The organism is Spiribacter halobius (genome assembly GCF_020883455.1).
In the GTDB taxonomy this organism is placed as follows: Bacteria; Pseudomonadota; Gammaproteobacteria; order Nitrococcales; family Nitrococcaceae; genus Sediminicurvatus; species Sediminicurvatus halobius.
On record NZ_CP086615.1, the window covers coordinates 351,816 to 365,525 of the forward strand.

At 69.9% G+C, this 13,710-nt stretch carries 12 protein-coding genes; 10 read left to right on the forward strand and 2 right to left on the reverse strand.

Annotation, left to right across the window (positions count from 1 at the left end):
• Window positions 1–28 precede the first annotated feature (28 nt).
• Window positions 29–1,033: a protease SohB gene (gene sohB, locus LMH63_RS01615; RefSeq protein ID WP_109679438.1), complete on the reverse strand. Its 1,005-nt coding sequence runs from the start codon at window positions 1,031–1,033 to the stop codon at window positions 29–31.
• A 128-nt stretch (window positions 1,034–1,161) separates the two neighbouring features.
• On the opposite strand from sohB, the gene LMH63_RS01620 reads away from it, so the two are divergent.
• From LMH63_RS01620 to LMH63_RS01660, 9 genes are all read left to right on the forward strand, one after another.
• The gene (locus tag LMH63_RS01620) at window positions 1,162–1,443 is read left to right on the forward strand and encodes an ORF6N domain-containing protein (protein ID WP_109679439.1); all 282 of its coding nucleotides are present in this window, start codon (window positions 1,162–1,164) and stop codon (window positions 1,441–1,443) included.
• A 527-nt stretch (window positions 1,444–1,970) separates the two neighbouring features.
• Complete coding sequence (locus LMH63_RS01625; protein ID WP_109679440.1) at window positions 1,971–2,813, forward strand: cytochrome c oxidase assembly protein; 843 nt, start codon at window positions 1,971–1,973, stop codon at window positions 2,811–2,813.
• A complete protein-coding gene (locus tag LMH63_RS01630) occupies window positions 2,810–3,394 on the forward strand; it encodes an SCO family protein (RefSeq protein ID WP_109679441.1) in 585 nt (194 codons plus the stop codon). Before LMH63_RS01625 ends, LMH63_RS01630 begins: the two co-directional genes overlap by 4 nt.
• Window positions 3,395–3,917: 523 nt before the next feature.
• Complete coding sequence (locus LMH63_RS01635) at window positions 3,918–5,684, forward strand: NirA family protein (protein WP_109679442.1); 1,767 nt, start codon at window positions 3,918–3,920, stop codon at window positions 5,682–5,684.
• 26 nt (window positions 5,685–5,710) lie between these two features.
• Window positions 5,711–6,109 (forward strand): (Fe-S)-binding protein, encoded by a 399-nt coding sequence (locus LMH63_RS01640; protein ID WP_109679443.1) that lies wholly within the window; start codon window positions 5,711–5,713, stop codon window positions 6,107–6,109.
• 58 nt (window positions 6,110–6,167) lie between these two features.
• Window positions 6,168–7,715: a sulfite reductase subunit alpha gene (locus LMH63_RS01645; RefSeq protein WP_109679444.1), complete on the forward strand. Its 1,548-nt coding sequence runs from the start codon at window positions 6,168–6,170 to the stop codon at window positions 7,713–7,715.
• A 263-nt stretch (window positions 7,716–7,978) separates the two neighbouring features.
• On the forward strand, window positions 7,979–8,425 hold the full coding sequence (cynS, locus tag LMH63_RS01650; protein WP_109679445.1) for a cyanase: 447 nt from the start codon (window positions 7,979–7,981) through the stop codon (window positions 8,423–8,425).
• A 69-nt stretch (window positions 8,426–8,494) separates the two neighbouring features.
• Complete coding sequence (locus LMH63_RS01655) at window positions 8,495–9,310, forward strand: formate/nitrite transporter family protein (protein ID WP_109679446.1); 816 nt, start codon at window positions 8,495–8,497, stop codon at window positions 9,308–9,310.
• Window positions 9,311–9,611: 301 nt separating this feature from the next.
• Window positions 9,612–11,336, forward strand: coding sequence for a bifunctional protein-serine/threonine kinase/phosphatase (locus LMH63_RS01660; RefSeq protein ID WP_109679447.1), 1,725 nt, complete (start codon window positions 9,612–9,614; stop codon window positions 11,334–11,336).
• 134 nt (window positions 11,337–11,470) lie between these two features.
• On the opposite strand, the gene ilvD is transcribed toward LMH63_RS01660, so the two are convergent.
• The gene (gene ilvD, locus LMH63_RS01665) at window positions 11,471–13,162 is read right to left on the reverse strand and encodes a dihydroxy-acid dehydratase (protein ID WP_109679448.1); all 1,692 of its coding nucleotides are present in this window, start codon (window positions 13,160–13,162) and stop codon (window positions 11,471–11,473) included.
• Between the two features lie 159 nt (window positions 13,163–13,321).
• Between ilvD and LMH63_RS01670 the strand changes: the two genes are divergently transcribed.
• Window positions 13,322–13,636, forward strand: coding sequence for a hypothetical protein (locus LMH63_RS01670; protein WP_109679449.1), 315 nt, complete (start codon window positions 13,322–13,324; stop codon window positions 13,634–13,636).
• Window positions 13,637–13,710 lie beyond the last annotated feature (74 nt).

Here is a 13,710-nt window from a genome sequence, read left to right on the forward strand (position 1 = left end):
CGACCGTCGGTGTGAATGGGGCGGGCCGTCACTCCTCCAGGTGCCCGCCGCCCAGGCCCAGCCGGGCGGCCAGGGATTCCAGGGTCAGCGCGAGCCGGCGGCTGAACGGCTGCGGCCGGCGGTAGCGCAGGGCGACCAGGTCCATCCGCTCGCGGCGCTCCAGCAGGATGTCGTCGCTGGTGCCGAGGTCGTCCACCAGCCCCAGCTCCAGCGCCTGCTCGCCGAGCCAGTGCTCGCCGGTGGCCACCCGCTCCAGGTCGAGCTTGGGCCGGTGCCGGGCGATATGCGTCTTGAACAGATCATGTACGGCCTGCAGGGACTCGCGGAACTTGGCGCGCCCCTCGTCGGTATTCTCCCCGAACAGCGTCAGCGTGCGCTTGTGTGCGCCCGCGGTGTGCAGCTCGAAGTCCACGTCGTAGCGCTTGAGCAGCCCGCGGAAGTTGGGCACCTGGCCGACCACGCCGATGGAGCCGATGACGGCAAACGGCGCGGCGACTATGCGATCGGCGACACAGGCCATGAGATAGCCGCCACTCGCTGCCACGCGGTCGACGCTGACGGTGAGCCGGATCCCGCGCTTGCGCAGGCGGGCGAGCTGGGAGGCGGCGAGGCCGTAGCCCGGGACCGTCCCGCCGGGGCTTTCCAGGCGCAGCAGCACCTCGTCGTCGCTGCGCGCGGTGGCGAGCACGGCGCTCACCTCCTCGCGCAGGGCCTCGGTGGCACTGGCACGCAGGTCACCCTCGAAATCCAGCACGAACAGCCGCGGCAGCCGGGCCTCCCCGCGGCGGCCCTCGCGCCGCTCCCGCCGGCGCTCGCGCAGGCCCTTCAGCCGGCCGCGCCGGGGTGCAAGGCCCTGGTCGATGCGCCGTGCCATGTCGCGGTAGCGGCGGTTGAGCGGCTCGACTTCCAGCTGCTCACGGCTGCGGCTCCGGCTGCGCCCGGCGTTGGCCATCATGGCCAGGGCGAAGCCGAGTGCGGCCAGCAGCGTGACCGTCTTGGCGAGGAACAGCCCGTAGTCCTGCAGCAGCTCCATCCTGGTCTCCTTGACGATACGGCGCGTGGGACAATCGGAACGGCCCGCGGACAACCGCGGACCGCGGCGGGCCGAGACTACCGGAGGCCCGGCGCGCGGCAACCCGTTACGGTCAATGCGGAGCTCCCATGGTGAAAGACGCGGTCACCCCGTTCCACCACGACGGCCACCCGGTGCTCACGCTGCGCCAGCTCGACCGCCTGAACAATGTCCCCAAGGGCACCGCGTTCCGTGCCTTCAAGCGTGCCCGAGCCAACCTGGTCGAAGGCCGGGACTTCTTCGTTCTCGACCCCGAGCGGGATGCCGGCCGAATCGCGGAGCTCAAGGCCGCCGGCCTTGCCTATGACAGCAGCCATCGCGTGGTGCTCCTCACCGCGGCGGCCTATGAGGTGATGCGAGGCGCGCGCTGAGTCGGCGAGCAAACTGTGCCGGTTGCAGACCTTCTCGGATTGCGGAGCTGACCAAGCTGTACTCAAACCACTCACGTCGCGGGACACGCCACCGATGTTTGGCCATGCGGTGCGGCCTACGCCTCACCCGCGGCCCGCGGCCCCGCGGCGGAAGTTCCCCCAAGCAGGGCGGACACCGGTGGGTAGTCGGGAACCCCTCCCCGCGAAGCCCTGGGCGCATTTGCCTCCGTGCCGGGTGCGAGTCGGGGCAGGAGCCTCCGGGACACGCTGTGCATACGTCCCTGTAAGCTCGTAGGCGAGGTCCCTCTCGCCTACGGTCCCGGACGCTCCTGCCCCGCCTCGCACAGTCGCGGTCAGTGGTCGCTTCCGCGATGCGCGCAATTGAGCCGGGCAGGGGGTGGTGATAACTTGAACAGCCAATGTCCGATCTGATCATGCACTTGCCTCGGCCCCGGATCGCACCCGGCATGCCCCTCGTCGCGCGCACGAGCTCGCGGTGGCATGACTGAGGCGGGTACCTAATCAGCATGTCCGACCTGCTGGCCTGGCTCCGGCCCTGGGAGCCGTCGCTGCCCATCCTGCTCGCCTGTGCCCTCGCCGTCGGCCTCTACGCCGCCGGCCTGCTGCGCGGGGCGCGCCCCGGTGTGCCGGCGATGCTGGCCTACTTCCTCGGCGTCGGGCTCATGTACGCGGTGACGCAGACCCACGTGGACTACTACTCCCAGTACCTGTTCGCCGCCCACCGCGGGCAGCATCTCGTGCTGCACCACCTGGCGCCCTTCCTCATCGCGCTCTCGGCCCCGGCGCCGGTGCTCGCCGCAGGGCTGCCGGCGGCCCTGCGGCGTCTGCCCCATGGCCGGCTCGCGCCGCTGTTCCGCCTGCTCGCCCTGTGCTACCGCATCGTCCAGCAGCCGGTGATCGCGGCGGTGCTCTTCGTTGGGCTGATCTTTTTCTGGCTGACGCCGTCGATCCATTTCGACGCCATGCTGAGCCTCGATCTGTACTGGATCATGAACTGGACCATGGCCGTGGACGGGCTGCTGTTCTGGTGGCTCATCCTCGAGCGTGGCCGGCCGGGCATCACGCCGCGGCTCTCCCCGGGGCGGCGTATCCTCATCCTGGCGCTGATCATGCCGCCGCAGATCGGGCTCGGGGCGTTCATTACCTTCAGCGACCGCAACCTGTTCGAGATCTATGACGTCTGTGGCCGTGCCTTCCCCATCGGACCCCTGGTGGACCAGCAGATCGGAGGGCTCATCACCTGGATCCCGGCGGCGATGATGAGCGTCATGGCGGCGCTGGTGGTGCTCGCCTTCCGGCTTGCCCCGAGCGAGCGCGGGGCGCCGGCGACCGCGGCGGAGGCGACATGAGGCGGCTCGGCCTCATCGGGAGCGTGCTGCTGGCCGGGATGCTCCTCGCGGCCTGCGGCGGAGGCCAGTACGCCACCAAGGGCATCGAGGGCCTGCTGCCCGACCTGCGCTTCGAGCTCACCGGCGAGTCCGGCGAGCCGCTCACCGCGGCGGATCTCCGCGGCGCGCCGGTGGTGCTGTTCTTCGGCTTCACCCACTGCCCGGACATCTGCCCCACGGCCATGGCACGCATTTCGGCGGCGCTGCGGGCGGTGGACGACCCGGCGGCGGAAGAGGTGCAGATCCTGTTCGTCTCGGTGGACCCGGGGCGTGACGACCCGGAGACCCTTCGCCGCTACACCAACGCCTTCGGCGAGAACATCATCGGTGCCACCGCGCCGGTGCCGCGTCTGCGCGAGGTCACCAAGCGCTACCGGGCGACCTTCGGCTACGGGGAGGCGGACGCCGGCGGCGACTATGCCGTCTCCCACTCCAGCGCCATGTACCTCTTCGACGCCGAGGGCCGCGCCCGCGCGCTGTTCCGTCCCGACGACGGCGTCACCGCCATGGCCGCCGACCTGGCGCGGGTGCTCGACGGCTGATCCGCGTCTTCGGGCTTCTTCGAAGGCCGTTTTAAACGCAACGACACAACGGGCACAACGAAGCACAACGGGAAGCCTTATTGGTTGACTCCATGTCCCTCCGCGGATGCCTGCTAACGGGCCCGGCTGCGCAAGGCTGATCTGGAGGTCCCCGGTTCCAGAGCAGCCCCCGCAATCCTTTCTCCAAGGCCTCGAGCTTCGGCATAGCAATCCTCTTGTAACTGATTGCCTTCCCCGTTGTGTTTCGTTGTGTTTAATCCCCGTGTTCAATCCCCGCCTTCACCCCGCCACCCAGCTGGCAAACGCCCGGTCGCCCGATTGCACCAGTTTTGTGCCACCCGCGAAGCAGCTGCCCGGCAAGGGTGCATCGCTCCGGCCGCGGCGCCACGGCAGTCCGCATAACTTCCTGACGCACGGGTCCTAAGCCTGCGACCCGGAATCTGGCCTGGTGTTTGCAGTGCAACATGGTGACGCAGGCGACGCCGGATTGTGGTGTCGCGGGCAGGCATCCGAGGACCGGGCCATGAGCAGCAAAGACGTCACCGCCGAGTTCACCGATGTCCAGAAGCGCTTTCTGGAAGGCTTTCTCAGCGGTATCGACACCCTGCGCGCGGGGCAGGGCCTGAGCGGGATCTTCACCCCGGACGAGGCAGACAGCATCGGTGCCGACGGCCACCCCGACGCGCTGCATCTGGCAGCGCAGGCGGCCACGGAGAAGGAAGGCCGCAAGCTCGTCAAGGAGGAGCTCGCCAAGCGCGAGGAGCCGGCGCTGGATATCTGGAGGAAGATCCAGGCCAACGCGGCGAGCCGGACCTTCCCCCAGGGCACGGACGTCTTCCGCTACAAGTTCCACGGGCTGTTCTACACCGCACCGAACCAGGACGCCTACATGTGCCGCCTGCGCATGCCGAACGGCATCCTTACGGCGGTGCAGGGCCGGGGCATCGCGGACCTTGCCGACGCCTTCGCCGGCGGCTACGCCCACGTCACCACCCGCGCCAATCTGCAGATCCGCGAGATCGGCGCCGGCGATGCGCCCAAGGTGCTCATGGGGCTGCAGGACCTCGGCATCATCAACCGCGGCGCCGGCGCCGACAACGTGCGCAACATCACCGGCGATCCCCTGGCCGGCGCCGACCCGCAGGCGCTCATCGACACCCGCGAGCTCTGCCGGGAGATGCACTACCACATCCTCTGCCACCGCGAGCTCTTCGGCCTGCCGCGCAAGTTCAATATCGCCTTCAACGGCGGCGGCCGCGTGCGCGGCGTCGCCGATACCAACGACATCGACTTCACCGCCGTGCGCCGCGGCGACGGCACGGTCTGGTTCCGGGTCGGCATCGGCGGGGTGCCGGGGCATGACGCCTTTGCCGGCGACACCGGCTGGCTGGTCACCCCCGAGCAGTGCGTGCCGCTGGCGGACGCCATCCTGCGGGTCTACGCGCAGACCGGCTGCCGCAGCGACCGCAAGAAGGCGCGGCTGAAGTACGTGCTCGAGTCCCTGGGCATGGAGGCCTTCCTGGAGCAGGTCCGGGCCCATCTCGACTTCCAGCCCGCCGGCGACGACGGCGCCTGCGAGGAGGCTCCGCCGCCGGATCCGATGGCCCACGTCGGCGTGCACGAGACCGCCGAGCCCGGCGTCCATTACATCGGCGTGCCGCTGCCCTTCGGCTACCTCAGCAGCGAGCAGCTGCGCGGTCTCGCCGCCGTCGCCGAGGAGCACGGCGACGCCCTGCTGCGCCTGACCGTGTGGCAGAACCTGCTGGTCGCCGGCATCCCCGAGGCCGGCCTAGAGGACGCCACGGCCGCCATCGAGGCCCTGGGCCTGCGCTGCAGCGCGAGCTACGTGCGGGCGGGCACCATTGCCTGCACCGGCAACTTCGGCTGTAAGCTCGCCAACGCCGACACCAAGACCCATGCCGGCCTGCTGGTGGAGCATCTCGAGCAGCATCTCGAACTCGATCAGCCCCTCAGCATCCACGTCACCGGCTGCCCCAACTCCTGCGCCCAGCACAAGATCGGCGATATCGGCCTGCTCGGCACCGGCGTCGAGACCGAGGACGAGGAGATGGTGGAGGGCTACGACGTCTTCGTCGGCGGCGGCTTCGGCGGCCAGCGCGGGCTCGGGGAGCGCCTCTTCGCCAAGGTGATGGCGCCGGACGTCCCGGCGACGGTGGAGCGGGTGCTGCGCGCCTACCAGGCCCACCGCGATTCCCCCGAGGAGACCTTTCAGGCGTTCGTCGGCCGGCAGGGCGTGGACGGCGTCAAGCGCCTTCTCGCGGCCGCCTGAAGCCGACCCGAGGGAGACGGACCAGCATGCGTACCCCCCAGCTGCCCGAGAACGCGCCCTTCGACGAGGAGCAGCGTGCCTGGCTGAACGGCTACATCGCCGCCCTGCTCACGGGCGTCGAGGACGGGGCGCCCGCGGCGGAGGCGCCGGCGCAGAACGGCGAAGCGGCCGCAGAGCCGGCGGACGAGCCCTGGCATGACCCCACACTGACCCTCGAGCAGCGCATGGCGCTGGCCGAGGGCCGGCCGCTGGCGGACCGGCTGATGGCGGCCACCGCCAACGAGGACTGCGGCGCCTGTGGCTACGACTGCCGCCGCTATGCCGAGGCCCTCGCCGACGGCACCGAAACGGACACCACCCTCTGCGCCCCCGGCGGCAACGACACCCGCAGGCAGCTCAAGGCCCTGCTCAAGGGCGAGGCCTGAGCCGGCGCCCGCCAGCAGCGCAGCGGGCGGCCCACGGACACGAGTACCGGAGAGCGGCATGAACGCGAGCGTGATCCCGCGCAGCGCCCCCTTTTCCGAGCAGCAGCGCCAGTGGCTGGCGGCCATCGTCAGCGAGCGCTTCCTGAACCCCGGCGGGGCCGGGGAGGCCACCACCGGCGACGACGGCCTGCTCGATGATCTGGACAGCGCCCCCTGGCACGACATGGATCTGCCGCTGGAGGAGCGCATGGCGCTGGTGCCCGAGGGCGGGCCGTTCCTGTATCGGATCATGGCCGCCATGGCCCAGCAGGACTGCGGCCAGTGCGGCTACGACTGCAAGGGCTACGCCCAGGCCCTGGTGGAGGGCCGCGAGCCGGAGATGGGGCTCTGCGTCCCCGGCGGACCCACCACCCGCAAGCAGGTCAAGGCCCTGTTCGAGGCCCATGGCCCCGTGGCGGCGGCCGCCGAGGCGGCGCCGCTCGGGCCGGTCGGCCAGGACCCGCGCAACCCCTGGCATGCGCCGGTCAACTCGGTGTACGCCCTGCACGGCGAGGGCGCGCCCAAGGACACGCGGCATGTGGTGATCGACCTGGCGGGCAGCGGCCTGACCTACCGCCCGGGCGACTCACTCGGCGTCTATCCGCAGAACGATCCGGCGCTGGTGGCGAGCGTCATCGGCGAGCTGGGGGCCGCCGCGGAGACCGAGGTCACCGTGAAGGCCGGCATTGCCCTCAGGCTGGACGAGGCGCTGCGGGACTGGCTGGACATCACCGCACCCAGCGACGAGGTGCTCGAGCTGCTGGCGGCCGTGGCGGGTGATGCCGGGGAGGCGCGGGCGCTCGCCGCCCTGGCCGAGGAAGGGCTGGACGACAGCCCCCTGGACGTCTTCGATGTCCTGCGGCGTCATCCCTCGGCACGGCCGGACGTGCAGGCCTTCGTCGACCGCCTCGGGCGCCTGCGGCCGCGGCTCTACTCCATCGCCTCGTCCCAGAGCATGCATCCGGAGGAGGTGCACCTCACCGTCGGCGTGGTCCGTTACGAGGCGGAGGCGCGCCAGCGCAAGGGCGTGGCCTCGAATTTCCTCGCCGAGCGCGCCGCCGGCCGCGAGGTCCCGATCTACCTGCAGCCGGCGAAGGACTTCGCTGTGCCGGAGGACGACCGCACGCCCATCATCATGGTGGGGCCGGGCACGGGCATCGCCCCCTTCCGGGGTTTCCTGGAGGAGCGCCATGCCCGCGGCGCCAGTGGCGGCGCGTGGCTGTTCTTCGGCAACCCGCACCGGGAGTCCGACTTCCTCTATCAGGAGGAGCTGGAGGGCTATCTCGAGGCGGGCACCCTGACCCGGCTCGCCACCGCCTTTTCCCGTGACGGCGAGCGCAAGGTGTACGTGCAGGACCGCATGCGCGAGCACGGTGCCGAGCTCTGGTCCTGGCTGCAGGCCGGGGCCTGCTTCTACGTCTGCGGCGACGCCGAGCACATGGCCCCGGCGGTGGATACGGCCCTGCGCGACGTGATCCGGGAGCACGGCGGCGCCGACGAGGAGAGCGCCCGGGACTACCTGCGCAAGCTCGCCCGTCAGGGCCGCTACCAGCGCGACGTCTACTGACCGGTGGCCGCCGCGGCCGCCGGCCCGCTCCGGCACCGCGGCGGCCCGCGGCCCTCACCGGCCGAAACGGTGCAGATGCTGCACCGCACAAGTGCAAACCCCCCGGCCGATTCCCCTGCCAAGGTCATAACCCGCTGTTCGGCCGGGTAATCCGCGCCTGGCACGGTCATCGCATTGAGCGGCAGGGAGCGCCTTGCCCCGGCTGCGGCCGGGCCATCCATATTCCAGGCAGAAACCCATTCGCAGATAGGAGTGACGTCGACATGACGAAGGACGAGATGCGTGCAGCGATTCTCGAGGCCAAGGCGGAGAAGCAGATGACCTGGGAGCAGATCGCCCGGGAGGTCGGCTGCTCTCCCGTGTTCGTGACGTCCGCCTGCCTCGGCGAGAACAGCATGACCGACGAGCAGGCCGGAAAGCTGACCGGCACGCTCGGGCTCGGCAAGGAGGTCGCGCAGGCGCTGATGCGCTGCCCGGTGCGGGCGCGCCAGGGCGAGGCGCTGATGACCGATCCCGTGATCTACCGGGCCTTCAAGGAGGTGGGCATGGTCTACGGCGAGACCTTCAAGGAGCTCGTCCACGAGAAGTTCGGCGACGGGATCATGAGCGCCATCGACTTCACCATGGACGTGGAGAAGGTGGAGGACCCCAAGGGGGACCGCGTGAAGATCGTCATGAACGGGAAGTTCCTGCCCTACAAGCGCTGGTAGGCCGCCGGCCACCGGCGGCTCGGCGTACAACGCCGCCCCCTTGCAGACACACCAGAGGAATCCGAATCCATGTCCTACCTACAACCCACGGAATTCGTCACCAAGCTCGTCGATCAGGGCGAGGCCAAGGTCTACATGAGCGAGCGGGATACCGTGCTGCGGGCCTTCATGGCCGGCGCCACCCTCGCCCTCGCCGTGATCTTCGCCGTCACCATCGCCGTGAACACCGGCAACTTCCTGATCGGCGCACTGCTCTTCCCGGTCGGCTTTTCCATGCTCTATCTCATGGGCTACGACCTGCTGACCGGCGTGTTCACCCTGGTGCCGCTGGCGTGGCTCGACCGGCGTCCGGGCGTCACCTTCGGGCGCATGCTCAAGTGCTGGGCGCTGGTGGGCCTCGGCAACCTGATGGGAGCCCTGTTCATCGCCGTCTTCGGCTGGCTCAACTTCACCCAGGGCTGGTCCCAGGAGGTGAACGAGGTCGGCCAGGCGATCATGGCCACCGGCGAGAGCCGCACCGTCGGCTACCGCGAGGCCGGCCTCGGCGGCTGGATCATCCTCTTCCTGCGCGGCATGTTCTGTAACTGGATGGTGTCCATGGGCGTGGTCGGCGCCGCCATCTCCACCACCGTGCCCGGCAAGATACTCGGCATGTGGATGCCGATCATCGTGTTCTTCTACCTCGGCTTCGAGCACTCGGTGGTGAACATGTTCCTGTTCCCGATCGGACTCATGATGGGGGCGCCGTTCACCCTCTACGATTACATCTTCTGGAACGAGATCCCGACGGTGCTCGGCAACCTGGTGGGCGGCCTCACCCTGGTGGGTCTCGCGCTCTACACCACCCACGTGCGCACCGGCGCGAAGAAGCAGTTCGCCGTCTGAGGCTTCCACCGTCGCGGAGCTGACGGAAGCGGCTGGTGCCGGGGCCTCCCTGGCGCCAGCCTTCCTGGTTCCTGACCAAGTATCTGCCTCAGCCCGCGTTACCCCACGGCACCCGCGGCACGGGCTTGAATCCGCTCGCAGCACCGCGGATGCGTGCCCGACAAGTACGGCCGAGCAAGATGCGTAATCAGGTTGTGGTTAAGGCGCTACTGGCGTGGGTGGCTGCCTCCGCGAGGATCTCGGCGCCAAGGATTGGGTCCTTTCAGCGACCGCACCCGAGGCCAGAACCCGGGAGAAGGCCTTGACCGGCAAGCTCAGCGTATCCATCGGCCAGCACTCCGAGGCCGGCGCCAAGCCCCGCAATCAGGATGCCTGCGGCGCGCGCGTCCCCGCCGGCGCGGAGCTCGCCTCCAAGGGGGTTGCCGTCGCCCTGGCGGACGGCATCAGCACCAGCGAGGTGGCCCATATCGCCAGCGAGACGGCGGTCACGGGCTTCCTTGCCGACTACTACTGCACCTCCAACGCCTGGTCCGTGAAGCGCTCCGGCCAGCGCGTCATCGACGCGATCAATGCCTGGTTGCATGGCCACACGGACCGCAGCTGGGCGCGCTACGACAAGGACCGCGGCTACGTCTGCACCTTCACCGCGCTCGTCATCAAGGGTCGCACCGGGCATCTGTTCCATGTCGGCGATTCCCGGGCCTGGCGCGTTCAGGGCGGTTCGCTCGAACAGCTCACGGACGATCACCGCCATCACGCCGGCGGGCGCAGCTTCCTGGGGCGTGCGCTCGGCACGGCGCATTCCGTGGAGATCGACTACCGGGCGTTCCCGCTCGCGCCGGGTGACACCTTCGTGCTGACCACCGACGGCGTCCACGAGCATCTGCCGCCGCAGGCCATCGCCGCCGCCATCCGTGAGGGTTCCGATGATCTGGAGGCAGCGGCCAGGGCGCTGGTCGCTGCCGCCCACGGGCGCGGCAGCGAGGACAATCTCACCGCCGCCATCCTGCGCGTGGACCGGCTCCCCGAGCCGGCGCTGAGCGAGTTTCAGCAGCGGGTCACCGAGCTGCCGTTTCCGCCGGCGCTTGGCCCGCGCAGCCTCATTGACGGCTACGAGATCGTGCGCGAGCTGCACGTCAGCAGCCGCAGCCACGTGTTCCTCGCCCTGGACAGCGAGTCGGGCACGCCGGTGGCGCTCAAGGTCCCGGCCACGGAACTGCGCGACGATCCGGCGGCGCTCGAGCGCTTCCTGGCCGAGGAGTGGATCGCCCGCCGGGTGGACAGCGCCCACCTCCTCAAGCCGCGGCCGAGGGAGCGCGCCCAGAACTACCTGTACGTGGTCACCGAATACGTGGACGGGCAGACCCTGACCCAGTGGATACGGGACCACCCCCGCGCCGACTTCGCGCGGGTGCGGGATCTGGTCACGCAAATCGGCAAGGGTCTGCGCGCCCTCCACCGGCAGGACATGATCCACCAGGACCTGCGTCCGTATAACGTCATGATCGACGCCACCGGAACGGCCAAACTGATCGATTTCGGCGCCGTGCGCGTGGCCGGCCTCGGCGAGGGTGTGGATGAAGCGGTGGGTCCCGTCCTCGGCACGGAGCAGTACGCCGCGCCGGAATACTTCCTCGGGGCGGGCGGATCGGAGCGCTCGGACGTCTTCTCGCTGGCGGTGATCACCTACCAGATGCTGACCGGGCAGCTGCCCTACGGCCCGAAGGTGGCCCAGGTGCGCAGCCGGAGCGGGCTCAATCGCCTGAAGTACACGTCAGTGCTCACCTACAACCGCGCCTGCCCGCCCTGGATCGACGGCGCCCTGCGCAAGGCGCTGCATCCTCGTCCCGAGCGGCGCTACGCCGAGGTCTCGGAGTTCCTCCACGACCTCCACCACCCGCGCCCGGAATTCGTCCACGCCACCCGCCCGCCGCTCATCGAGCGCAATCCCGAGGCCTTCTGGAAGGGCGTTTCCCTGCTGATCGGCTTGATCGCGCTGGCCGAGCTGCTCTGGCTCGTTCGCTGATGGCCATCTGCCGCAGGTATAAACACAACGACACAACGAGCACGACGTTCGGGAATAAAAACATCCTCCCGTTGTGTTTCGTTGTGTCCGTTGTGTCGTTGTGTTGAATCCCGGCGGTCGCCAGCGCCGCGAGCTCAGTCGAACAGGTCCTTGTCGGTGACCGCGCCGTAGGCGGCGGAGCTCACGAGCTTGGCGTACTTGCCGAGGACGCCGCGGCGGTAATTCGGCGGCCGGGGCTGCCAGGCCTCGCGGCGACGGGCGATCTCGGCCTCGTCGACGTCCAGCTGCAGCAGGTTGCGGTCGGCGTCGATGGTGACGGAATCACCTTCCTCCACCAGGGCGATGGTGCCGCCCGCCGCCGCCTCCGGGGCGACGTGACCCACCACCATGCCGTAGGTGCCGCCGGAGAAGCGGCCGTCGGTGATCAGCCCCACGGTGTCCCCGAGGCCACGGCCGATGATGGCCGAGGTGGGGGCGAGCATCTCGCGCATGCCCGGGCCGCCGCGCGGGCCCTCGTAGCGGATGATGATGACGTCGCCGTGGCGGATGCGGTCCGAGAGGATGGCGTCCATGGCCTCCTCCTCGGAGTCGAACACCCGCGCCGGGCCGGTGATCTGGCGCTTCTTGATGCCCGTGACCTTGGCCACCGCGCCCTCCTCGGCAAGATTGCCGCGCAGGATGGCGAGATGGCCGTGCTCGTAGAGCGGGTCCTCGAAGCGGTGGATGATGTCCTGGCCCGTCGGCGGGTCCGACGGCACGTCCGCGAGCTGCTCGGCCACGGTGCGCCCGGTGATGGTAAGGCACTCGCCGTGCAGCAGGCCGCGGGCGAGCAGCATCTTCATGACCTGGGGCGTGCCGCCCACCTCGTGGAACTCGCTGGTGACGTAGCGCCCCGAGGGCTTCAGGTCACAGAGCACCGGCACCTTCCGGCGGATCGCCTCGACGTCGTCGATGGAGAAGTCCACCTCGCAGGCGTTGGCGATGGCGAGCAGATGCAGCACCGCGTTGGTGGAGCCGCCGAGCGCCATGATCACGGCGAAGCCGTTCTCGAAGGCCTCGCGGGTCATGATCTGGCGCGGCAGACGCTGGTGGTGGATGGCGTCCACCAGCACCTCGGCGGCCCGGGCGGCCACCTCCCGAGCGTCGTCGTCCTCGGCGGACACCGTGGAAGACCCCATCAGGCTCATGCCCATGGCCTCGAAGGCGCTGGACATGGTGTTGGCGGTGTACATGCCGCCGCAGGAGCCGGCGCCGGGGCAGGCGTTCATCTCCACGCCCTTGAGGTCCTCCTCGGAGAGGTTGCCGGCGGCGGCCTGGCCCACGGCCTCGAAGGCGCTGACGATGGTGAGGTCCTGGCCCTTGTAGCGCCCGGGCTTGATGGTGCCGCCGTAGACGAAGATCGCCGGGATGTTCAGCCGGGCGATGCCGATCATCGCACCGGGCATGTTCTTGTCGCAGCCGCCGGTGGCGAGCACTCCATCCAGGCTCTGGCCGTTGCAGACGGTCTCGATGGAGTCCGCGATCACCTCGCGGGAGACCAGCGAGTACTTCATCCCCTCCGTGCCCATGGAGATGCCATCGGAGATGGTGATGGTGCCGAAGGTCACCGGCATGGCGCCGGCGCCCTTGAGGGCCTCGGCGGCACGCTCGGCCTGGGCGCCGATGCCGAGGTTGCAGGGCGTGATGGTGCTATGCGCGTTGCCGACGCCGACGATGGGCTTCTGGAAGTCCTCGTCGCGGAAGCCCACGGCGCGCATCATCGCGCGGTTCGGCGTGCGGGCGAGGCCCTCGGTGGTGATACGGCTGCGGCGGTTGTCGGCCATGATGCTCTGCTCCTGGTGAACTGGCGGCCCCGGGCGGTGACGCGCAGGAACACTTCCCGGCGGGTCGGTAACCCGGCAAAATACGAGAGCGGCGCCGATCTGGCAACGCAGCCCTGATGGCCGCCGCCCGCTCCCGCCCCACGCCTGCGGAGGCCGTGGCCCATGCGCGTCGACCCGCCCCTGATCACCGGCCTCCCGGCGCCCCGCCTGCGGGGCCCGGCAACCGTCGCGCCGGGGGGCAGCGAGCCGCGGCGCCCCCAGGCACCGACACCACCGGAGCGCACGCCGGTCCCGGCCGCCGTCACCGATCGCCTGCCGAGCGCCCGCCTGGCCGCCCTGCGCATCGCCGACCCGCGCCGTGACGGCGCCGACCCCCGCCCCGAGCCACCGGCACTGCGCGCCTTCCGCACGGTCGAGACCTTCGACGGCGGCGCCGAGCTCCTCACCCGCGGCGGACGTATCGATCTCTCGGTCTGAGCGACGGACGCCGCTCCCTGCGCTTCCCGCCCGTAACCGTCTGGCCGAATGGGTCTGTTACGGGGTGATCACGG